The organism is Saccharopolyspora gloriosae (assembly GCF_022828475.1).
GTDB lineage: Bacteria > Actinomycetota > Actinomycetes > Mycobacteriales > Pseudonocardiaceae > Saccharopolyspora_C > Saccharopolyspora_C gloriosae_A.
This window is the reverse complement of the sequence record NZ_CP059557.1, coordinates 3866734-3887836: the sequence shown is the minus strand read 5'-3', so window position 1 is coordinate 3887836 and position 21103 is coordinate 3866734. Positions and strand designations below refer to the sequence as shown.

The window sequence follows — 21103 nt, the reverse complement described above, 5'->3', positions numbered from 1 at the left end:
CATCGGCCACGGCCGGCTCGTTGCTCTGGTGAGGATCGCCGCGCCGAGCGTCCGATGGCCCGAGTCCCACGAGTGCGGAGGAAGCGATGGAGATCGGCGTGCGACCTGAACTGTGCGAGGCCAACGGCGTGTGCGCCGGCTTGGCTCCCGCGGTCTTCGAACTGGACGAGGACGAACAGCTGCACATCCACCGTCCGATCCCGGACGAATCGGTAGAACGTGTTACCAAAGCGGTGCAGCTGTGCCCCAAGGGCGCGCTCTTTATCGCTGGAAACGAGCCGGAAATCTGAGCCTTGAAGATAACGGGAACGAGTTCTACTGTGTGTCGCACGTAACAGTCGCCTGTGCGGCGGCCTCGGACTCGGTGAGGAGACAGGCCGGTGAAGGCAGCGGTGCTCAAGCAGATCGGCGATGACGAGCTCGACGTCCGGACGGATGCCGCGGTGGTGGCGCCAGGACCCGCCGAAGTGCACGTCCGGATTCGCGCGGCGGGAATCTGCCACAGCGATGTGTCCGCCATGAACGGAACCTTGCCCGCGCTGGCCCCCGGAGTGATGGGCCACGAGGGCGCCGGTGAGGTGCTGGCGGTGGGTGAGCAGGTCACCGACCTCGCCCCCGGTGATCACGTCACCATCACCTTCGTACCCCCGTGCGGCGATTGCCGGGAATGCCTGCACGGGCAGGCTCATCTGTGCGCGGTGCACACCATCGCCGCGTTCACCTCACCCCGGTTCGAAGTGGGGGCGGAACCCACGTTCGGTTTCGCCGGGTGCGGCACGTTCGCGGAGGAACTCGTGCTGCCGCGCGACGGGGCGATCAAGGTCGATCCGGACGTGCCGTTCGAGGTGGCGGCACTGCTGGGCTGCGGAGTGCTCACCGGCGTCGGCGCGGTGCTCAACACGGCGCAGGTCGAGCCGGGGTCCACAGTGGTCGTGATCGGCTGCGGCGGGGTGGGGATCTCGGTGATCCAGGGCGCTCGGCTGGCGGGTGCGACCGAGATCGTGGCGGTCGACCCGGTGACCGCGAAGCACGACGCGGCGAAGCGCTTCGGCGCGACCCACGCCACCACTCCCGACGGATTCGAAGAACTCAAGCAGGAACTCACCGGCGGCGCCGGGTTCGACTACGCCATCGAGGTCGTCGGGTCGTCCGGCACCATCCGCGCCGCCTACGACGCCGCCCGACGCGGCGGCACCGTCGTGATCGTCGGCGCGGGCGGTGACGATCAGAAGGTCGAGTTCACGGCGCAGGAGCTGTTCATCAACGAGCGCAAGATCCTTCCGTCGTTCTACGGCTCGGCCGATCCGCGCCGGGACATCGACCGGATGCTGCGGTTCTGGCGTGCCGGGCGCCTCGACCTCGAAGGCATGATCAGCAGGCGCATCGCACTGTCCGACATCAACGACGGGTTGGCGGCGTTGAAGGGCGGCGACGCCGCGCTGGTCCGCCAGATCGTCACTTTCGACTAGCGCCCCGGTGACTGAGGAGTCTGTTGTGGATGATCGGGCGGAGCTGAGCCTGGCCGGGAAGGTGGCCGTGGTGACCGGTGCGGGCGGAGGTCTCGGCAGGGCCGAGGCGCTCGCGCTGGCCGCGGCCGGTGCGGAGGTGGTGGTCAACGATGTCTCCGAAGCCGCGGACGCGGTGGTGGGCGAGATCGAGGCCGCCGGTGGGAAAGCGGTCGCCGTGCGCGGGGACATCAGCGCCGACGAGGTCGCCGACGGGCTGCTGTCGACCGCGCTGGACCGCTTCGGCGGCTTGCACGTGGTGGTGAACAACGCGGGCGTGCTGCGCGACCGCACGATCTTCAACATGACCGACCAAGAATGGGACGACGTCATCCGAGTCCACTTGCGCGGGCACTTCCTGCTCTCGCGGGCGGCCACCGCGCACTGGCGGCGGCAGGCGAAGGACTCCGGTGGCGAGGTGTACGGGCGGATCGTGAACACCGCGTCGGAGGCGTTCCTGTTCGGATCCGGGGGACAGCCGAACTACACGGCGGCCAAAGCCGGGATCGCCATGCTGACCGTATCGACGGCTCGCGCGACGGCCCGCTACGGCGTGCGGGCGAACGTGATCTGCCCGCGAGCCAGGACCGGGATGACCGCGGACACTTTCGGTCCGGTGCCGGAGGACGGCGTCGACCCGCTGTCCACCGAGCACGTCGCGCCGTTCGTCACCTACCTGGCGGCGCCTGCCGCAGCGGGGATCAACGGGCAGGTGTTCGTCGTGCACGGCGGCAAGGTCGTGCTGATGTCACCACCGGCCATCGAGCGCCGGTTCGACACCGCCGGGCCGACCTGGACCACCGCCGAACTCCACGAATCCGTCGGCGACTACTTCGCATCACGTGGGGACGGCATGTTCACCAGCGACGACCTGCTCGCGCTGGGCTGAGCGAGCACGACCCGACGGAGTCCGCGATCGGCTCCGCCGCTCCGGACCACACGCACCGGACGATCAGGAGGAGTGACGACGATGTCGCTGACCGTGCAAGAGCATCGCGAGAAGGTCGGGCTGCGCAACGGCTCGTTGTTGATCGACGGCGAGTGGCGGCAGGCCCGCTCCGGCCAGACCTGGACCCACCTGCACCCGGCCACTCAGGAAGAGGTCGGCGAGTTCCCCGTCGCCGGCGCCGAGGACGTCGACGAGGCGGTCCGCGCGGCGCGACGCGCGTTCGACGAGGGCGAGTGGCCGGCGTTGCCCGCCGGGCGGCGGGTGAAAATCCTGCACCGCTACGCGGAATCCCTGCGCGAGCACGCCGAAGAGCTGCGCGGGCTGCAGGCGCTGGACAACGGGGTGCCGCTGTCGTTCGGCACGGTCTACGCGGGTTCCGTCGACATCGCCGCCGACGCCTTCGACCACCACGCCGGGTGGATCGACAAGGCCGGTGGCGAGACCTTGCCGCCGTACCAGGGCGGCGATCACCTGGCGATGACGTTGCGGGAACCGATCGGCGTGGTCGCGGCGATCCTGCCGTGGAACGCACCGTTCCTGCTGTTCGCCCAGAAAGTCGCTCCCGCGTTGGCCGCGGGGTGCACCGTGGTGCTGAAACCGTCCGAGTACGCGTCGTTCGCCGTGCTGCGGATGGTGGAACTCCTGACGGAGGCGGGACTTCCGGGCGGCGTCGTCAACGTCGTCACCGGCACCGGGAATCCGACCGGTGAAGCGCTGATCACGCACCGGATGGTCGACAAGGTCAGCTTCACCGGCAGCCGCGAGGTCGGACGGCGCATCGTGGAGGCCTCGGCGTCGACGATGAAGCGGGTGTCGCTGGAGCTCGGCGGCAAGAGCCCCGCCTTGGTGTTCCCCGACGCGGACGCCGGAATGGCCGGGATGACGGCGATGGGCATGGTCACGCTCGGCCTGTCCGGGCAGGCGTGCGTCGCGCACACCAGGGCGCTGGTGCATCGCGATGTCTACGACGAGTTCATCGGCGCGGCGGAGATGATCGCCGGGTCGGTCACCTACGGCGATCCGTTCGATCCGGGAGTGCTGGCCAGCCCGCTGATCAACGACAAGCAGCTGCGGCGGGTGCTGGACCTGGTCGAGCGTGGCAAGCAGGAGGGCGCTCGGCTCGTCACCGGCGGCGAACGCGCGGACGGCGACCTCAGCGCCGGGAACTTCGTGACCCCGGCGATCTTCGCGGACGTGGACAACTCGATGAACATCGCCCAGCAGGAGGTCTTCGGGCCGGTGCTGTCGGTGGTGCCGTTCACCGAGGAGGACGAGGCGATCCGGCTCGCCAACGACACCGAGTACGGGTTGGGGGCGGGCGTGTTCACCGCCGACGCGCAGCGCGCCTTCCGGGTGTCGCGCAAGCTGCGCGCCGGAACGGTCGGCATCAACGGTTTCCAGGTCGAGCCGCACCTGCCCTTCGGCGGGTACAAGCAGTCCGGGCTGGGCCGGGAGGGCGGGCGCAGCGCCTACGAGGCCTACACCGAGCTCAAGACGGTGCTCATGCCGTTGACCGCGGAAATGATGTGACGGCTGTGGCACGACTGCGGGACAAGGTCGCGATCATCACGGGCGCGGCCGGTGGCCAGGGCGCGGCCGCCGCGCGCCGGTTCGTCGCCGAAGGAGCCCGCGTCCTGCTCGCCGATGTGGCCGACGAGGCGGGTGCGGCGCTGGCCGGTGAGCTCGGCGAGTCCGCGCTCTACCGGCACCTCGACGTCTCTTCCGAACAGGAGTGGGCCGCGGCGATCCGGGCCGCGGAGTCCGCGTTCGGCCCGGTCGACGTGCTGGTCAACAACGCCGGAGTGCTGCACCTGGCGGCGCTGGCCGATACGGCGCTCGCGGACTACGAGCGGGTCGTGCGGGTCAACCAGATCGGTTCCTTCCTGGGCATGCGCGCGGTGCTGAGTTCGATGCGCAACGGTGGGTCCATCGTCAACGTGTCCTCTGTGGAGGGTCTGGCCGGGATGCCGGGAACGGTGGCCTACGCGGCGAGCAAGTTCGCCATCCGCGGGATGACGAAGGTCGCCGCGCTGGAGCTGGGCGAGCGCGGAATCCGGGTGAACTCGGTGCACCCGGGCATGATCGACACCGGGATGCTGCGCGACGCCACCGGCGGCGCCGCGGGCGGCGCCGTGGACGGCTTCGCCAAGTCCCGGCTCGCCCTCGGGCGGCTCGGGGAGTCGGCGGACATCGCCAACTTGGTGCTGTTCCTGGCCAGTGACGAGAGCTCCTACTGCACCGGCGCCGAATTCGTGGCCGACGGAGGCGCGACGGCGGCTTATGCCTTGTCCCGGTAGCCGAACCGGCGCTGGGACGTCTTCTTCCTAGGTGGTGTTCCGATGGGTGTTGAAGTGGGTGTGCGAGGGCTGACCAAGTCCTTCGGGGAGCGCACGGTGTGGTCGGACGTGTCGTTGACGCTCCCGCCCGGTGAGGTCAGCGCCATCCTCGGGCCGTCCGGGACCGGGAAGTCGGTGTTCCTGAAGTTGCTGATCGGCCTGCTGGAACCGGATCGCGGCAGCGTCGTCGTCGAAGGCACCGACGTGTGCTCCTGCTCGGAGCGGGAGCTCTACGCGATCCGCAGGCGGTTCGGGGTGCTGTTCCAGGACGGCGCGCTGTTCGGATCGATGAACCTGTTCGACAACGTGGCGTTCCCGCTGCGCGAACACACCCGGAAGCCGGAGTCGGAGATCCGCCGGATCGTGCTGGAGAAGATGGAACTGGTCGGCCTCTCCGGCGCCGAGCACAAGCTGCCGGGCGAACTGTCCGGCGGCATGCGCAAGCGCGCGGGCCTGGCCAGGGCGCTGGTGCTCGACCCCGAGGTGATCCTCTGCGACGAGCCGGATTCCGGGCTCGATCCGGTGCGCACCGCGTACCTGTCGCAGCTGCTGATCGACCTCAACGCACATCTGGACACCACGATCCTGCTGGTCACGCACAACATCGAGGTCGCCCGCACGGTCCCGGACAACCTGGGCCTGTTCTTCCGCGGGCGGCTGGTGCTGTTCGGCCCCCGGGAGGTGCTGCTCACCAGCGACGAACCGGTCATCGACCAGTTCGTCAACGGCCGCCGTGCCGGGCCGATCGGGATGAGCGAGGAGAAGGACGCCGGAACCGTCGCCGCCGAACTGGCCGGGTTACCGGCGGCGGCTCCGCGCGAGATCACTCCGCAACTGGCTCCCAGCCCCGGAGTCCCGGAGCGGTCCGCGGTGGGCCGCCGCACCGAGCGGGTGCGCCGCTCCATGGACACCTGGCCCGCCCCGGTGCGGGAGCGGGTGCTGGCCGGCCTGCAGGCGGAGCGCCGCGGCGCGCAACCGGGGGAGCGCGGATGAGTTCGCCGGGAGCGAGCCATCGCGTTCCGGCGGGGGCCGCGTTCGCCCAGGTCGGGCGGTTGGCGACGCTGTCGTGGGAGGTCCTGCGGGCCATTCCGCGCCGTCCGTTCCAGGTGCGGGAATGCGTGGAGCAGGCGTGGTTGTTCGCCAGCGTCACCATCCTGCCGACCGCGCTGGTGGCGATCCCGTTCGGCGCGGTGATCGCCATGCAGCTCGGTTCGCTCACCCAGCAGATCGGCGCCCAGTCGTTCACCGGTGCCGCCAGCGCCCTGTCCATCCTGCAACAGGCCAGCCCGCTGATCACGGCGCTGCTGGTGGCGGGCGCGGGTGGTTCGGCGGTGTGCGCGGACATCGGGGCGCGCAAGATCCGCGAGGAGATCGACGCGATGGAGGTGCTGGGCGTCTCCGTCGTCCACCGCCTGATCGTGCCCCGCGTGCTGGGTGCGGTGTTCGTTTCGTTGCTGCTCAACGGATTGGTCAGCGTCGTCGGCGTGGCGGGGGGCTACTTCTTCAACGTGGTGCTGCAGGGCGGGACGCCCGGCGCGTACCTGGCGAGCTTCAACGCGCTCGCCCAGTTGCCGGACCTCTACGTCAGCGAGCTCAAAGCGCTGATCTACGGGTTCGTGGCCGGTGTGGTCGCGGCCTACCGCGGGCTGAACCCGGCCGGTGGCCCGAAAGGCGTGGGCGACGCGGTCAACCAGGCCGTCGTGATCACCTTCCTGCTGCTGTTCGCGATCAACCTGGTGATCACCGGCATCTACTTGCAGGTCATCCCGCCGAAGGAGTTGTGAGCGATGGCCGTCACCGAGCAGTACCTGCCGCCGCCCACGGCGTGGCGCCGCAGGCTGTCGCTGCTGTTCTCCCGGCCGGGTGACGCGCTGGCCGGGCTGGGCTGGCAGCTGTCGTTCTACCTGCGGGCGGTGGCGCTGGCCCCGCTGACGCTGCGCAAGTACGGCCGGGAGACCGGGCGGCTGCTGACCGAGGTGATGTTCGGCAGCGGCGCGCTCGCCGTCATCGGCGGCACGCTCGGCGTGATGATCGGCATGACCGTGTGCACCGGCGCGATCGTCGGGCTGCAGGGCTACTCCTCGCTGGACCAGCTCGGCACTTCCGCGCTCACCGGGTTCATCGCCGCCTACTTCGACACCAGGGAGGTCGCGCCGCTGTCGGCGGGTCTGGCCCTGTCGGCGACGGTCGGCTGCGGATTCACCGCGCAGCTCGGGGCGATGCGGATCTCCGACGAGATCGACGCGCTCGAAGTGATGGGGGTGCGGACGGTGCCGTACCTGGTGACCAGCCGGGTGCTGGCGGGGCTCGCGGCGGTGATCCCGCTGTACGTGGTGGGGCTGCTGGGTTCGTACTTCGCGTCCCGGCAGATCACCGTGTGGTTCTACGGCCAGTCCGCGGGCACCTACGACCACTACTTCCACCTGTTCCTGCCGCCGCAGGACGTGCTGTGGTCGTTCGGCAAGGTGCTGGTGTTCAGCCTCGTGGTGATCTTGACGCACTGCTATTACGGCTACACCGCGCGCGGCGGGCCTGCGGGCGTCGGGATCGCGGTCGGGCGGGCCGTGCGAACCTCGATCGTGCTGGTCGCCGTGCTGGATTTCTTCCTGAGCCTGGCGATCTGGGGCTCGACGACGACCGTGCGGATCGCGGGATGAGCGCGCGGCGGGCGGCCCTCCGACGGCGAGGAGCGCGCCGATGAAGAACCCGCTGCGCGACCGGCGCCGCCACCAGCTGCTGGGATTGGTCTTCCTGCTCGTCTCGGCGCTGTTCTTCGCCTCGATGATCGGCTTCTACCAGAAGGCGTTCACTCCGACGGTGCCCGTCACCTTGCACACCGACCGGGCGGGCAACGAGATGCGCGCCGGCGCGGACGTGAAGGTGCGCGGCGTGGCGGTCGGCGAGGTGCGCGCGGTGAACCCCGGCGACGGACGCGCCACCGTGGAATTGGCGCTGTGGCCCGAAATGGCCGCGAAGATCCCGGCCGACGTCACGGCTCGGCTGCTGCCGAAGACGCTGTTCGGCGAGCGCTATGTGTCGCTCGGTTTCCCCGCCGGCGGCGGGGACGGTGCGCGGCTCGCGGGCGGGGACGTGATCGGGCAGGACCGCAGCGCGGCCGCGATCGAGATCGAGCGGGTGCTCGACGACCTGCTTCCGCTGCTGCAAGCGGTGCAGCCCCAGCAGTTGTCGGCGACGCTCAACGCGGTCTCGCAGGCCCTCGACGGGCGCGGTGAGCAGCTGGGCGCGACGATCCGCGACCTGGACGGCTACCTGGCGAAGTTCAACCCCGCGCTGCCACGGCTGGAATCGGTCATCGGCCGCATCGACGACGTGGCGAACACCTACCACGAGGCGGCCCCGGACCTGCTGAGCGCGCTGCGCGACTTCACCACGACCAGCACCACCATCGCGCAGCGCGGCGACCAGCTCCAGCACCTCTGGAACGCCACCAACGTCACCGCCGTGAACGCGAGCGGGTTCCTGGAAGCCAACCAGGACAACCTGATCCGGTTGAGCTCCGACTCGCGGTCCACATTGGAACTGTTCGCGAAGTACGCGCCGCAGTACAGCTGCGTGCTCGACCAGATCGCCACCAGCATCCCGATCGCCGAGCGCGCGTTCGGCAAAGGCGATCCGAACCCGATGCAGAAGGTCACCATCGAGATCACCGGCAGCCGCGGCAAATACCTCCCGGGCACCGACGCCCCCCGCTACGACGACACCCGAGGACCCCGCTGCTATCCGTGGGTCGAGCCGCCGGACCGGTTCCCGCAATACCCGCCCGGCGGTCCGCTGCAGGACGGCTCCACGCACCCGCCACCGCCGCACGGTCCCGGTGAGCAAACCCCGGCGGACTCGCCGGCCGCGACCGGCCCGCAGTCCGCGAGCGGGTCCGGAGGCGGCCCGCTGGCACCGAATTCTCCGGCCGAGCAGGACCTCGTCGCCGCCCTGCTGGCGCCGTCGATGCACCGGGCGCCGAGCCGGGTGCCGGACTGGAGCAGCGTGCTGGTCGGCCCCGTGTACCGCGGAACGGAGGTGAGCGTGCGATGAGAAGGGGACTCGCCGCGCCACTGACCAAGCTGTCGTTGTTCACCCTCGTCACGGTGCTGCTCACGGCGTTGCTGGCGATGACCATCGCGGCCTCCGAGGTCGGCTCGACCGCCGGGTACTCCGCGAAGTTCGACGACGCCTCGGGCCTCGGGGAGGGCGACGAGGTCCGCATCGCGGGGGTGCGCGTCGGCGAGGTGAGCTCGCTGGAGGTCGTCGACGGCTCCAGGGCGCTGGCGCACTTCAAGATCGACTCCGGGCGCACGCTGCCCGCCGACACGATCGCCACCGTCAAGTACCGCAACCTCGCCGGGCAGCGCTACCTCGCCCTGGACGCAGCGATGTCGCCGGGCGAACCGGAATTGGCCGACGGGGCCACGTTGCCGGTGGAGCAGACCCGGCCCGCGCTGAACCTGACCGCGCTGTTCAACGGCTTCCAGCCGCTGCTGCGCGCACTCGAACCGGGCGACGTGAACAAGCTGTCCGGCCAGCTGATCCAAGTGCTGCAAGGTGAAGGCGGCACCGTCGAGAGCATCTTGGCGCACACCGCGTCGCTGACCTCCACGCTCGCCGAGAAGGACCAGGTGATCGGGCAGGTCATCAGCAACCTCAACGCGGTGCTCGGCCAGGTCGGCGCCCGCGGCCCGCAACTGGCCGAGCTCATCGACGCGTTGCAGCGCCTGGTCAGCGGATTCGCCGAGCAGCGCGAACCGATCGGTGACGCGGTCACGGCCCTCGACGACCTCACCCACACCACCTCCGGGCTGTTGCAGGAGGCGCGGCCGCCGCTGCGGGAGGACGTGGCGGCGCTGGGCGACCTGTCGGCGAACCTCAACGCCGGGCTGCCGCAACTGGAGCACGACCTGCAGACCCTCCCGGGACGGCTCGATTCGCTGACCCGGACGGTGAGCTACGGGAGCTGGTTCAACTTCTACCTCTGCCGCCTGACCGGGCGGGTGGGCATCTCGGGTCTTGACGTCCAAGCCCAGGTGCTGCCGCTGCCGCCGACCGAGATGCCCGCGAGGTGTCAGCCATGACCACCGCACTGCGCGACCGGGACCAGGCGACCGTGGGGATGGTCGCCCTCGGGTTGCTGACCGCCGTGACGCTGCTGGCGTTCTTCGCCAACGACCTGCCGCTGATCAGCGGCGGAACGACCTATTCGGCGCGGTTCACCGAGTCCGCCGGTCTCGCCGCGGGCGACGACGTGGAGGTCGCCGGGGTGCGGGTCGGCGAGGTCACCGACGTGCGCCTCGACGGCGATCGGGTGCTCGTGCACTTCCGGGTCGAGGACGCGCGAGTGGGCGACCGCAGCCGGGTGTCGATCCAGATCAAGACACTGCTCGGGGCGAAGAACCTCGCGCTGCGGCCGGACGGACGCGGTGAGCAGGACCCGGACGAGACCATTCCGGCGTCGCGCACCGAGGTCCCGTTCGACATCCCCGACGCCCTGGACCAGCTCACCCGCACGACCGAACAGGTCGACAGCGATCAGCTTGGCCGCAGCTTCGAGGTGCTCGCGGAAAGCCTGCGCGGCGGTCCGGAACATCTCGGCGGGGCGGTCGACGGGCTTTCGGCGCTGTCGCGCACCATCGCCTCCCGCGATCAGGAACTCGCCGAACTGCTGCACAACGCCGCCGACGTCAGCAAAGTCGCCGCCGACCGCGACGAGCAGGTGGCCCGGCTGATCGGCGACGGCAACCTGCTGCTGGCCGAACTGCAGAAGCGGCGGGAATCGATCAGCTCGCTGCTGCGCGGAACCCAAGCGGTGTCCGGTCAGTTGCGCGGCCTGATCGCCGACAACCAGGCACGGCTGAACCCGGCGCTGCGCGAACTGGAACAGGTCACCGCGATGTTGCAGCACAACCAGGACAACATCGCCGCCACCATCGCGGCGCTGGAGCCCTACGTGACCGGCTTCAACAACACCGTCGGCAACGGGCGCTGGTTCGACGGATACCTGTGCGGGCTGCTGCCGCCGACCGTCTCCGCCGGGCCGCTGCAGATCAACCCGGACGGCTGCGACCTGAGCAGACCGCAACGAGGTGGGCCATGAGCACGCAGACCGCGAAACATCCCGCGACGACAGCGCTTCTCGCCTTCGGCTGCGTGCTGGTGCTGCTGTTCAGCGCGTGCCTGTGGTGGGTGCTGCGCGATCCCGGCACCCGCATCACCGCCTACTTCGACCGGGCCGTCGGGCTCTACGCGGACTCGTCGGTGCGAGTGCTCGGCGTGGACGTCGGCTCCGTCGAATCGGTGCGGCCACAGGGCGGTCAGGTCCGCGTCGAGATGAGCGTGGACCGGGGAGTGCGGATACCGGCGCAGGCGAAGGCGGTGATGGTCGCGCCGAGCCTGGTCAGCGACCGGTACGTGCAGCTCACGCCCGCGTATTCCGCCGGGCCGCAGCTGGCTTCCGGTGCGGTGCTCGGCAAGGACCGCACGATGACCCCGGCCGACCTCGACGACCTCTACCGCAGCGCGAACGCGCTCTCGCAGGCGTTGGGACCGCAGGGGGCGAACGAGGACGGCGCGCTGTCGGGCCTGCTCGACACGACGGCGGCGAACCTCGACGGCAACGGGGCGAAGCTGAACGAGACGATCCGGCGGCTCGGCGAGCTCTCCGGGACGCTGTCGGACTCGCAGGGCGACCTGTTCGCCACGGTCGACAACCTCAACGAGTTCACCGCGACGCTGGCCGCCAACGACGCGCAGGTGCAGGACTTCTACGGCCGGATCGCCGACGTGTCCGGGTTCCTGGCCGACGAACGCAGGCAGACCGCCGCGTCGCTGAGCTCGCTGGCGACCGCGCTCGGCGAGCTGGAGACCTTCATCGGGGACAACCGGGAGCAGGTCGCGGGGAACGTGGACAACCTGGCGGGCATCACCCAGGCGCTGGTGGATCAGCGCGAGGCGCTGGGCGAAGTGCTCGACATCGCGCCGACGGGGATGAGCAACTTCGTCAACGCCTACGACTCCGCCTCCGGTTCGGTGGCGGTGCGCGCCAACATCAACGAGCTGACGAATCCGCCGGTGCTGATGGTGTGCAAGCTGCTGGAGCACTCCACGCCCGCGCAGATCCCGCCGGATCTGTGGAAGGCGTGCGGCGACCTGGCGGGCGTCCTCGACGGTTCGCTGCCGCTGCCCTCGGCGGGCGAGGCGGTGCACCACCTGAGCCACGGCGAGCTGCCGCCGCTGCCGTTGCCGCTGACCGGCACGATGCCGGGAACCGGGGGGCCGTGATGAAGCCGAGCCGGGTGACCTCGTGCGCGCTGGTGTCCGTGCTGCTCACCGGGTGCGGCTCGTCGCTCTACGACGCGCCGCTGCCCGGCGGCGCCGACCTGGGCGAGCGGCCGTACGAGGTGAGCGTGCGGTTCGCCGACGTGCTGGACCTGGTCCCGCAGGCCGGGGTGAAGGTCAACGATGTGCCCGTCGGCAAGGTGCGGCGGATCGGGCTCGCCCCGGACAACGCGACCGCCGTGGTCACGCTCGTGGTCAACGGCGACGTGGAACTGCCCGGCAACGCCGACGCCCGGCTGCGCCAGTCGAGCCTGCTGGGGGAGAAGTTCGTCGAGCTCGCGCCGCCCGCCGCCGGAGCTGCGCGTGGCCGGTTGCGCGACGGCGATGTGATCCCGCTGGAACGCACCAACCGGAACCCGCAGGTCGAGGAGGTGCTCGGCGCGCTGTCCCTGCTGCTCAACGGCGGTGGGGTGGCGCAGCTCAACGGCATCGTCGAGGAGCTCGACCGCGCGTTGTCCGGCAACGAGCCCAGAATCCGCTCACTGCTGTCCAGAGTGGATGAAGCGGTGACCCGGCTGGACGCGCAGAAGCACGACATAACCCGCGCGCTCGACGGGCTCAACCGGCTCTCGGCCGACCTGCGCGCGCAGACCGACGACATCAACGCCGGGCTCGACGGGCTCGCCCCGGGGCTGCGGGTGATCGAGCAGCAGCGGACGCAGCTGGTCGGGATGTTGCAGTCGCTGGACCGGTTCTCCGGAGTCGCGGTGTCCACCGTGGATGCGGCGGGTCAGGATCTGGTCGCCGATCTGCGGGAATTGGAACCGACGCTGCGCGAGCTGGCCAAGGCGGGCACGGACCTGCCGAAGTCCATCGGTTACCTGGCCAGCTATCCGTTCCCGGAGGACGCGATGGTCCCGCTCAAGGGCGACTTCGTGAACGTGGACGTGGATCTGGACCTGGACTTGACCAGCGTGCTCGGCAACCTCGCCAACAGTTCGGGACCGCTGCTGCCGCTGCCGTTGATCTCGGACGGTCCGCCGGCGGCTGCGCCGGAGTCGCCCGCTGCGCCCCAGCTTCCCGGGGCGCCGCGGCTTCCCGACCCGGGCCAGGAGCCGACGCCGTCCACACCGCCGCGGGATCAGCCCGGCGGACTGCTCGACGACCTTCTCGGGGGCAGTGATGTTCAGCAGACCGACCAAGATCCGGCTGGGGTTGTTCCTGCTCATCGCGGTCGTCGGCATCGGGTTCACCGGTGCGCGCTATGCGGGGCTGGACCGGTTGTTCGGCGGCGGCGGGTACTCCGTGGCCGTGGAGATGCCGGACTCCGGCGGCGTCTTCGTCAACTCCGAGGTGACGTATCGGGGCGTGGCGGTCGGCCGGGTCACCGACATGCGGCTCACCGACCAGGGTGCGGCGGTGGATCTGCACATCGACGCGGCCGCCCCGCCCATTCCCGCCGACGCGCGAGCCGCGGTGGCGAACCGTTCGGCGGTCGGGGAGCAGTACATCGACCTGCGCCCGGCGAACGATCACGGGCCGATGCTGGCCGAGGGTTCGGTGATTCCGGCGGCGCACACCGAGATTCCGCCCTCGCCGGAGTCGGTGCTGCTCAACCTCGACCAGCTCGTCTCCAGCGTACCGCTCGATTCGTTGCGCACCGTCGTCGACGAGTCCGGAACCGCGTTCCAGGGCACCGGCCCGCACCTGCAACGGATGCTGGACACCACCGGCTCGTTGATCGCGGCGGCCGACCGGAACCTGCCGCAGACCACCGCGCTGCTGGACAACTCCGACGCGGTGCTGCGGACCCAACAGCAGCAGGCCGAGCAGATCACCACGTTCAGCCAGGGATTGCGCGATGTCGCCGACCAGTTCAAGACCTCCGATCCGGACCTGCGGCGGTTGATCGACGCGGCCCCACCGGCGGCCGGGCAGATCGACGAGCTGCTGCGCACCAGCCGCACCGGGCTGGAGAAGACCACGGCGAACCTGCTGACCACCATGCAACTGCTCGACGTTCGCGGACCGGCGCTGGAGAACATGCTGGTGGCGATGCCGATGATGTCGGCGACCAGTCACAGCGCTCAAGACGGCGACGGGCGCGGCCATCTGGGCGTGGTGCTGAACTTCTTCAACCCGCTCGCCTGCGACAAGGGCTACGAGGGAACCGAACGCCGCCCCGGCAGCGACACCACACCGGCCCCGGCGAACCGCGACATCAGCTGCGAGGAACCCCCCGGCAGTCCGACGAACGTCCGAGGCTCCGCCAACGTTCCCCGCGCTCCCATCCCCGACGCGGCGGCGATCCCCCCGGAGCAGCAACTGATCCCGTTCCCGCTGGCCCCGAGCGGCTGACCGCACCCGGATCGCGTACGCGGCAAGCCACCTGGGCGAATGCTTCCTTCACCGATACGCACCGGTCGAACGGGCCGTCCAGTAGCTCGTCGAGCTGAATGTCGCCTTCGGTCGGCAGGAATGGGCGAAGGGGACGTTCACCTGGTTCGGCGGGAGCCGGGGAACGGGGGCGGTGTCAGCGCAGGGACAGCAGGGATTCCAGCAGCTCGCGGTGGCGCCTCGGGGTGCCGAAGAGGTGGGCGGCGCCGTGGGCTCGTTTGAGGTGGAGGTGGGCCTCGTGCTCCCAGGTGATGCCGATTCCGCCGTGGAGTTGGATGCCTTCGGCGGCGACGTCCTGGTAGGTCTCGCAGCAGAACGACTTCGCCATCGCCGCCCACTCCGCGCCCCGTTCATCGCGGGTGGCGACCGCCCAGCTCGCCGCCCGCGACAGCGAGCGGGCGGACTCCACGGCCACGTACAGGTCCGCCAGCCGATGCTTCACGGCCTGGAAGGAGCCGATCGGGCGGCCGAACTGTTCGCGGACCTGGACGTAGTCGACGATCTCGCCGAGCCACCGGTCGGCGGCGCCCACGCACTCCGCCGCGAGCGCGACGGCGGCCGCTCGCAGGCAGCGGTCGAGCACCTGCCCGGCCGACCCCTCGTCTCCCATCAGCCGGGCAGGTGAGTCCGAGAACTCGAAGCGCGCCATCGGGCGCGTCGGATCCAGCGCAGTGGCGGGGATCGGTGCCGGGACCTCCGCCTCGAACAAGGACAAGCCGTTGCCGGTGGTGGCGACGACGAGCACCGCGTCGGCCTGCGCGCCGTCCAGCACGAAGCTCTTCTCCCCGGTCAGGAGCCAGATCTCGCCGTCGCGCACCGCGCCGGTCGCGCAGTCCGAGGTGCTCCACCAGTTTCGCTGTTCGGCCCACGCCAAGGAGACCACCCGCTCACCGGACGCGATGCCGGGCAGCAAGCGGGCGCACGCGAACGGATCGCCCGAAGCCAGCACCGCCTCGGCGCTCACCACCGCGCTGCCGAGGAACGGCCCGGCCACCAGCCTGCGCCCCAGTTCCTCCGCGACGAGGCAGCTCTCCACCAGGCTCGCCCCGCTGCCGCCGTGCTCCTCAGGAACGGCCAGCCCGGCGGCACCGATCTCCGCGGACAACCGCCGCCACAGCGCGGTGTTGTGCCCGGTGTCCGGTGCCTCCGGTGGCGGAACGTGCGGACCGCCGTCGCGGTCCACCAGCGCGCGCACCGCCTTCCGCAGATCTTCCTGCTCCTCGGTGAACGCGAAATGCACGATGCCTCCCGGAAATCCCGCTTCACGAGCCGATCGGGGCGGTGCACCCGTCGGCGAGGGCGTCGGCGACTCGCCGCCGGTGCCAGGCGGCGGTGCCCCACGCCGAGCGCAAGGCGGTCGCCTTCGTCAGCCACAGCTGCAAGTCGTTCTCGGCGGTGTAGCCGATGGCGCCGTGCACCTGGAGTGCGGTGCGGGAAGCGAAGTGCGCCGCCTCCGCCGCCGCGAGCTTCGCCGCCGACACGTCGCGCGGAGCGTGCTCGGCGCCGGAATCCAGCGACAGACAGGCCCCGTACAGCAGCGGGCGCGCGAACTCGATCTTCAACGCCACGTTCGCCACATGGTGCTTGACCGCCTGGAAGCCCCCGACGGGCCTGCCGAACTGGTGCCGCTCGCCGACGTACCGGACCGAGGTGTCCAGCAGCCGCCGCGCGACCCCGAGCGACTGGGCCGCACACCCGAGCACTCCCACGTCGAACGCCGCTGCCACCCGCGCACCGGCGATCGTCGTTCCGCCGGAGTCGAGCTTCCACAAGCGGCGGGTCGGATCGATGGACCGTTCCGGCGCCCCATCGGGTCTCCGCGCCACCGCCGCGGAGTCGCCGTCGCACCGGAAGAGCACGGCGGCCGCATCGGCGTCCAGGGCGCGCGGAACGTGCTCGGTGAACGCGGCGGTGGCCACCGCCCGCCCCGCGGCCAGCGCGGGCAGCCAGTCCTGCTCGGCGTCGGTGTCCGCCAGCAGCGCGGGAACGACCGCGATCGACTCCAGGCACGGCCCGGGCAACCCGGCGTAGCCGAGTTCTTCCAAGCACAGCGCCAGTTCCACCGAATCCAGCTCCAGCCCGCCGTGCCGGTGCGGGACCGCGACCCCGCACAGTCCCATCTCGCCGAGCCTGTCCCACACCCGTCGCCACGGTTCCTGATCACCGTCCGCCCAGCTGCGCGCGACCGCAGCGCCGCCGCTGGAATCCAGCAGCGCCCGCAGCGCCTCGGCCATGTCCAGCTGTCCGGTGGTGCGCGCGAACTTCATCGGGGCTCCCTCGGCAGGCCGAGCACGCGCTCGGCGATGACGTTGCGCTGGATCTCGTTGGTTCCCGCGTAAATCGGCCCGGCCAGGGAGAACAGGTAGCCGTCCGCCCAGATTCCGCCGTCGGGCGCGGCGGGGGAGTCCGCGGCCAGTTCGGCCTCCGGGCCGAGCAGCTCCAGCGCGGTCTCGTGCAGGTTGATGTCCAGTTCGGACCAGAACACCTTGTTCAGGCTCGCCTCCGGCCCGATCGAAGCTCCGTCGAGCACCTTCGTGACCGTTTCGAAGGTCGCCAGCCGGTACGCCTGCGCCCCGATCCACGCGTCGACCACGCGATCCCGCACCGCCGGATCACCGCCGCGCGCGTTCCACGACTCGACGAGCCGCCGCGCCGCCGCGAGGAACCGGCCGGGACTGCGCAGCGACAGCCCGCGTTCGCTGCCCGCCGTGCTCATCGCGACCCGCCAGCCCGCGCCCACCTCGCCGAGCACGTCCGCATCGGGCACGAACACCTCGTCGAGGAAGATCTCGGCGAACGCGGGCTTGCCGTCGAGCCGACCGATGGGCCGCACCGTGACCCCTTCCGCGTCCAGCGGGAACAGGTAGTACGTCAACCCGCGATGCCGCTGCGCGTCGGGATCGCTGCGGAACAGCCCGAACGCCCGGTCCGCGAACGCGGCCCGCGAACTCCAGGTCTTCTGCCCGGAGAGCCGCCAGCCCCCCGGCACCCGCCGCGCCCGGCTGCGGATCCCGGCGAGGTCGCTGCCCGCCTCCGGCTCGGACCACGCCTGCGCCCAGACGTCCTCGCCGGAGGCCATCCGTGGCAGCAGCCGCCGCTGCTGTTCGGGCGTGCCGTGCTCGAACATCGTCGGTGCCAGCAGGAAGATGCCGTTCTGCCCGACCCGGCCGGGTGCCCCGGCGGCGTAGTACTCCTCCTCGAACAGCAGCCACCGCACCAGTGAGGCGTTGCGTCCGCCGAACTCGACCGGCCAGGACACCACCGACAGCCCGGCGGCGTGCAGGGTCCGCTCCCACTCCCGGTGCGCCGCGAAGCCGCGCTCGGTCTCCAGCGACGGCAGCGGCTCGGCGGGAACGTTCTCCCGCAGCCAGGTCCGAACCTCGTCGCGAAACGCGATGTCGTCGGCGGTGAAGCTCAAATCCACGACGCCCTCCCGAACATGGCGGGGAAACCCCTGCGGAAAGATCTTTTGATCCGTGTCGTGTCAGCGGCGAAGCCGATGAGCAGCGACCAGCTTGAGCAACCGGACCATCGGCGGGTTCTCAGCTGTTTCCTCGCGAGGACAGCGATTTCGCTCGTGGCGGAGCCACTTGCGACATCGACCCCGCAGCGAGGAAGCAGCTGAGGTTCCGCCACCCCGCCCCCTGTCCAGGTCATTCGAAGGCACTCCTAAGAGTCGTCGGCGGCGCGCTTCATGCTCTTGGCGTCCATACCGCTGAGCGAGTCCTTGCCGACCTCGGCGTTGTGCGCATGGGCCAAGTGGTGCAGGCCGAACGCCGAGTCGAGCCCGCTGTGCCTGCCCATGAGGTCCTCGGCCTGGTTGACGGCCTTCTTCGTCAGGGCCAAACCGAAGCGGGGCATCGCCGCGATCTCCCCGGCCAGCTCCATCGACGCATCGCCGAGGCGCTCACCCGGGACGACCTGGTTGACCATGCCGATCTCGTAGGCCCGCTGCGCGCTCATCCGCCTGCCGGTGAACAGGAACTCCTTCGCCACCCGCGGCCCGAGCACCCACGGGTGCACGAAGTACTCGACTCCGGGAATTCCCATCCGCACCACCGGATCGGCGAAGAACGCGTCCTCGGCGGCCACGATCAGGTCGCACACCCACGCCAGCATCAGCCCGCCCGCCACGCAGGCGCCCTGCACGCTCGCGACGACGGGCTTCGGCATCTCCCGCCAGCGACGGCACATCCCCAGGTACACCTCTTGCTCGCGGGCGAACCGGGATTCGCCGCCCGCCTTGTCGGTGTGCCCCCACCACAGTCCGGCGCGGCGCTCGAAGTCCACGTCGGCGTCCCGTCCCGGCGACCCGATGTCGTGCCCGGCCGAGAAGTGCTCACCCGCCCCGCCGAGCACGATCACTGACACCTCGTCATCGGCGCACGCCCGGTAGAAGGCGTCGTCGAGCGCGTAGGTCATCGCCGAGTTCTGCGCGTTGCGGTATCGGGGCCGGTTCATCGTCACGACGGCGGTCCGCTCGATCCGCTCGTAGGTGACGACCGGTTCTTGGTCGGCCATCGGTGCCTCCTCGTCGAGGTGTTCGGCGCCCTCCGAGGTTAGCGAAACTAGCAAGTGCTTGGTAGGCTTGCATTTTCCTGCGATGACTGGGAAACACGATCGTCCGGCCGCGTTCGGGCGGATCGGGGGTGGTCGGATGGAGCTGGCCGACAGTGCTCAGGAGGCGGCGTTCCGCCGGGAGGTCCGGGAGTGGCTCGGCGATCACCTCACCGGTGATTTCGCGGCGGCGCGGGGGCTGGGCGGCCCGGGACGGGAGCACGAGGAGTTCGCACTGCGGCTCGCGTGGGACCGGCGTCTCGCCGAAGGCGGCTGGACCTGCCTGGGCTGGCCCGAGGAGTTCGGCGGGCGCGGCGCCTCGATCGCGCAGCAGGTGATCTTCCACGAGGAGTACGCCGGCATCGGAGCTCCGGTGCGCGTCGGGCACGTCGGGGAGGAGCTGCTCGGGCCGACGATCATCGCTTTCGGCACCGAGCGCCAGCGGCAGCGGTTCCTGCCCGCGATCGTCGAGGTGCGCGAACTGTGGTGCCAGGGCTATTCGGAACCCTCCGCCGGATCGGATCTCGCGAACCTGTCCACCAAAGCGCGGCGCGACGGCCCGGACTGGGTGGTGCACGGGCAGAAGACGTGGACCTCGCTGGCGCACGTCGCGGACTGGTGCTTCCTGCTCGCCCGCACCGACCCCGAGGGCGGCAGGCACCACGGGCTGTCCTACCTGCTGGTGCCGATGGATCAGCCCGAGATCGAGGTCCGGCCGATCGTCCAGCTCACCGGGACCTCCGAGTTCAACGAGGTGTTCTTCGACGGTGCCCGCACCGATGCCGACAACGTCGTGGGCGAGGTCGGCGGTGGCTGGCGGGTCGCGATGGGCACGCTCGGATTCGAACGGGGTGTGGGCACCATCGATCAGCAGGTGGTGTTCCGCCGCGAACTGGAGCGGATCACGGAGCTGGCTCGCGGCGGCGGCGCGCTCGACGACCCGGTGCTGCGGGACAAGATCAGCCGGGCGTGGATCGGGCTGGAGGTGATGCGGTTCAACGCGCTGCGCACGCTCACCGGGGTGGCCAACGGGACGGCCGGGCCGGAGGCGTCCATCGCGAAGCTGTACTGGGCCACCTTCCACCGCGGGCTCGGCGAGCTGGCGATGGAGGTCGCCGGGGCCTGCGGGCTCGTCGCCGAGGACGCGCCCTACCGGCTCGACGAGCGGCAGCGGCTGTTCCTGTTCACCCGCGCCGACACCATTTATGGCGGTTCCAACGAGATCCAGCGCAACATCATCGCCGAGCGGGTGCTCGGCCTACCGAAGGAGGCCCGGCCGTGACCGTTCCCGTCGAACCCGAGCCGCACGCGCTGCTGGCGGGCAAGACCGCACTGGTGACCGCGGCCGCCGGTTCCGGGATCGGTTCGGCGACTGCTCGCCGGATGATCCGGGAAGGCGCCCGCGTGGTGATCAGCGACGCCCACGAGCGGCGGCTGGAGGCCACCCGCGCCGAGCTGGCCGAGCTGCCCGGCGCGCAGGTGCTCGCGGTGCCCTGCGACGTCACCGACGAACAGCAGGTGCAGCACCTCATCGGCACCGCCGCGGACGAGTTCGGGCGGCTCGACGTTGTGGTCAACAACGCCGGATTGGGCGGTACCGCCCCGATCCAGGACATGACCGACCAGCAGTGGGACCGCGTCCTGGACGTCACGCTCAACGGCACGTTCCGCTGCACCCGGGCCGCGATCCGGTGTTTCCGGGAGCAGGGCGGTGGGGGCGTGGTGGTGAACAACTCCTCGGTGGTGGGCTGGCGAGCGCAGGCCGGCCAGGCGCACTACGCGGCGGCGAAGGCGGGGGTGATGGCGCTGACCCGGTGTTCGGCGATCGACGCGGCCGAACTCGGAGTGCGGGTGAACGCGGTCGCACCCAGCCTGGTGATGCACCCGAACCTGGCGAAGGTGACCTCGGACGAGCTGCTGGCCGAGCTGGAGTCCCGCGAGGCCTTCGGCCGCTCCGCCGAACCGTGGGAGGTGGCGAACGTGATCGTCTTCCTCGCCTCCGACTACTCCACCTACCTCACCGGTGAAATCGTCTCGGTCAGCAGCCAACACCCGTGACGGCGAGCCGGACTCCT

General features: G+C 70.5%; 19 protein-coding genes and 1 pseudogene. 16 read left to right on the top strand and 4 right to left on the bottom strand.

All coding sequences use genetic code 11. The features are described 5' to 3' along the window. Nucleotides 1-86 precede the first annotated feature (86 nt). From H2Q94_RS16735 to H2Q94_RS16670, 14 genes and pseudogenes are all read left to right on the top strand, one after another. The gene (locus H2Q94_RS16735; protein WP_243788106.1) at nt 87-290 is read left to right on the top strand and encodes a ferredoxin; all 204 of its coding nucleotides are present in this window, start codon (nt 87-89) and stop codon (nt 288-290) included. 90 nt (nt 291-380) lie between these two features. After that, nucleotides 381-1469, top strand: coding sequence for a zinc-binding dehydrogenase (locus H2Q94_RS16730; RefSeq protein WP_243788105.1), 1089 nt, complete (start codon nt 381-383; stop codon nt 1467-1469). Between the two features lie 43 nt (nt 1470-1512). Then, complete coding sequence (locus tag H2Q94_RS16725) at nt 1513-2394, top strand: 3-oxoacyl-ACP reductase (RefSeq protein ID WP_243795754.1); 882 nt, start codon at nt 1513-1515, stop codon at nt 2392-2394. Between the two features lie 81 nt (nt 2395-2475). Beyond that, nucleotides 2476-3984 (top strand): aldehyde dehydrogenase family protein, encoded by a 1509-nt coding sequence (locus tag H2Q94_RS16720; RefSeq protein ID WP_243788103.1) that lies wholly within the window; start codon nt 2476-2478, stop codon nt 3982-3984. A 5-nt stretch (nt 3985-3989) separates the two neighbouring features. Then, nucleotides 3990-4751 carry a glucose 1-dehydrogenase gene (locus tag H2Q94_RS16715; RefSeq protein ID WP_243795752.1) on the top strand — a complete coding sequence of 254 codons (762 nt, stop codon included), beginning with the start codon at nt 3990-3992 and terminating at the stop codon, nt 4749-4751. Between the two features lie 42 nt (nt 4752-4793). Continuing rightward, the gene (locus H2Q94_RS16710; protein ID WP_309501038.1) at nt 4794-5783 is read left to right on the top strand and encodes an ABC transporter ATP-binding protein; all 990 of its coding nucleotides are present in this window, start codon (nt 4794-4796) and stop codon (nt 5781-5783) included. Then, on the top strand, nt 5780-6574 hold the full coding sequence (locus H2Q94_RS16705; RefSeq protein ID WP_243788101.1) for an MlaE family ABC transporter permease: 795 nt from the start codon (nt 5780-5782) through the stop codon (nt 6572-6574). The genes H2Q94_RS16710 and H2Q94_RS16705 overlap by 4 nt, the downstream gene beginning before the upstream one ends. Nucleotides 6575-6577: 3 nt before the next feature. After that, entirely contained in the window at nt 6578-7447 is an 870-nt protein-coding gene (locus H2Q94_RS16700) for an MlaE family ABC transporter permease (protein WP_243788099.1), read from the top strand. Nucleotides 7448-7487: 40 nt separating this feature from the next. Further along, nucleotides 7488-8840, top strand: coding sequence for an MCE family protein (locus H2Q94_RS16695; protein ID WP_243788098.1), 1353 nt, complete (start codon nt 7488-7490; stop codon nt 8838-8840). After that, entirely contained in the window at nt 8837-9874 is a 1038-nt protein-coding gene (locus tag H2Q94_RS16690; protein WP_243788097.1) for an MCE family protein, read from the top strand. Before H2Q94_RS16695 ends, H2Q94_RS16690 begins: the two co-directional genes overlap by 4 nt. Then, nucleotides 9871-10893 (top strand): MCE family protein, encoded by a 1023-nt coding sequence (locus H2Q94_RS16685; RefSeq protein WP_243788096.1) that lies wholly within the window; start codon nt 9871-9873, stop codon nt 10891-10893. The genes H2Q94_RS16690 and H2Q94_RS16685 overlap by 4 nt, the downstream gene beginning before the upstream one ends. Beyond that, nucleotides 10890-12077, top strand: a complete 1188-nt coding sequence (locus H2Q94_RS16680; protein ID WP_243788095.1) for an MCE family protein — start codon at nt 10890-10892, stop codon at nt 12075-12077. The genes H2Q94_RS16685 and H2Q94_RS16680 overlap by 4 nt, the downstream gene beginning before the upstream one ends. Then, nucleotides 12077-12913: pseudogene (locus tag H2Q94_RS16675) on the top strand (MCE family protein); the annotation flags it as partial. The gene H2Q94_RS16680 and the pseudogene H2Q94_RS16675, both read left to right, overlap by 1 nt. 343 nt (nt 12914-13256) lie before the next feature. Further along, nucleotides 13257-14432, top strand: coding sequence for an MCE family protein (locus H2Q94_RS16670; RefSeq protein WP_243788094.1), 1176 nt, complete (start codon nt 13257-13259; stop codon nt 14430-14432). Between the two features lie 175 nt (nt 14433-14607). On the opposite strand, the gene H2Q94_RS16665 is transcribed toward H2Q94_RS16670, so the two are convergent. The 4 genes from H2Q94_RS16665 to H2Q94_RS16650 form a co-directional block, all read right to left on the bottom strand. After that, nucleotides 14608-15711, bottom strand: coding sequence for an acyl-CoA dehydrogenase family protein (locus H2Q94_RS16665; RefSeq protein WP_243788093.1), 1104 nt, complete (start codon nt 15709-15711; stop codon nt 14608-14610). A 22-nt stretch (nt 15712-15733) separates the two neighbouring features. Beyond that, the gene (locus H2Q94_RS16660) at nt 15734-16738 is read right to left on the bottom strand and encodes an acyl-CoA dehydrogenase family protein (protein WP_243788092.1); all 1005 of its coding nucleotides are present in this window, start codon (nt 16736-16738) and stop codon (nt 15734-15736) included. Continuing rightward, nucleotides 16735-17895 (bottom strand): acyl-CoA dehydrogenase family protein, encoded by a 1161-nt coding sequence (locus H2Q94_RS16655; RefSeq protein WP_243788090.1) that lies wholly within the window; start codon nt 17893-17895, stop codon nt 16735-16737. Before H2Q94_RS16655 ends, H2Q94_RS16660 begins: the two co-directional genes overlap by 4 nt. A gap of 245 nt (nt 17896-18140) precedes the next feature. Continuing rightward, the gene (locus tag H2Q94_RS16650) at nt 18141-18992 is read right to left on the bottom strand and encodes an enoyl-CoA hydratase (protein WP_243788088.1); all 852 of its coding nucleotides are present in this window, start codon (nt 18990-18992) and stop codon (nt 18141-18143) included. Between the two features lie 136 nt (nt 18993-19128). Between H2Q94_RS16650 and H2Q94_RS16645 the strand changes: the two genes are divergently transcribed. Both H2Q94_RS16645 and H2Q94_RS16640 read left to right on the top strand, forming a co-directional pair. Continuing rightward, nucleotides 19129-20310 carry an acyl-CoA dehydrogenase family protein gene (locus tag H2Q94_RS16645; protein WP_243788086.1) on the top strand — a complete coding sequence of 394 codons (1182 nt, stop codon included), beginning with the start codon at nt 19129-19131 and terminating at the stop codon, nt 20308-20310. Beyond that, the gene (locus H2Q94_RS16640; protein WP_243788084.1) at nt 20307-21086 is read left to right on the top strand and encodes an SDR family oxidoreductase; all 780 of its coding nucleotides are present in this window, start codon (nt 20307-20309) and stop codon (nt 21084-21086) included. The genes H2Q94_RS16645 and H2Q94_RS16640 overlap by 4 nt, the downstream gene beginning before the upstream one ends. The last annotated feature ends 17 nt before the right edge of the window (nt 21087-21103 follow it).

Coding starts and splice junctions, on each gene's coding strand:
- H2Q94_RS16685 (WP_243788096.1), top strand. CDS start 9,871: ATGACCACCGCACTGCGCGACCGGGACCAGGCGACCGTGGGGATGGTC.
- H2Q94_RS16700 (WP_243788099.1), top strand. CDS start 6,578: ATGGCCGTCACCGAGCAGTACCTGCCGCCGCCCACGGCGTGGCGCCGC.
- H2Q94_RS16650 (WP_243788088.1), bottom strand. CDS start 18,992: ATGGCCGACCAAGAACCGGTCGTCACCTACGAGCGGATCGAGCGGACC.
- H2Q94_RS16670 (WP_243788094.1), top strand. CDS start 13,257: ATGTTCAGCAGACCGACCAAGATCCGGCTGGGGTTGTTCCTGCTCATC.
- H2Q94_RS16710 (WP_309501038.1), top strand. CDS start 4,794: ATGGGTGTTGAAGTGGGTGTGCGAGGGCTGACCAAGTCCTTCGGGGAG.
- H2Q94_RS16705 (WP_243788101.1), top strand. CDS start 5,780: ATGAGTTCGCCGGGAGCGAGCCATCGCGTTCCGGCGGGGGCCGCGTTC.
- H2Q94_RS16660 (WP_243788092.1), bottom strand. CDS start 16,738: ATGAAGTTCGCGCGCACCACCGGACAGCTGGACATGGCCGAGGCGCTG.
- H2Q94_RS16690 (WP_243788097.1), top strand. CDS start 8,837: ATGAGAAGGGGACTCGCCGCGCCACTGACCAAGCTGTCGTTGTTCACC.
- H2Q94_RS16720 (WP_243788103.1), top strand. CDS start 2,476: ATGTCGCTGACCGTGCAAGAGCATCGCGAGAAGGTCGGGCTGCGCAAC.
- H2Q94_RS16735 (WP_243788106.1), top strand. CDS start 87: ATGGAGATCGGCGTGCGACCTGAACTGTGCGAGGCCAACGGCGTGTGC.
- H2Q94_RS16680 (WP_243788095.1), top strand. CDS start 10,890: ATGAGCACGCAGACCGCGAAACATCCCGCGACGACAGCGCTTCTCGCC.
- H2Q94_RS16695 (WP_243788098.1), top strand. CDS start 7,488: ATGAAGAACCCGCTGCGCGACCGGCGCCGCCACCAGCTGCTGGGATTG.
- H2Q94_RS16645 (WP_243788086.1), top strand. CDS start 19,129: ATGGAGCTGGCCGACAGTGCTCAGGAGGCGGCGTTCCGCCGGGAGGTC.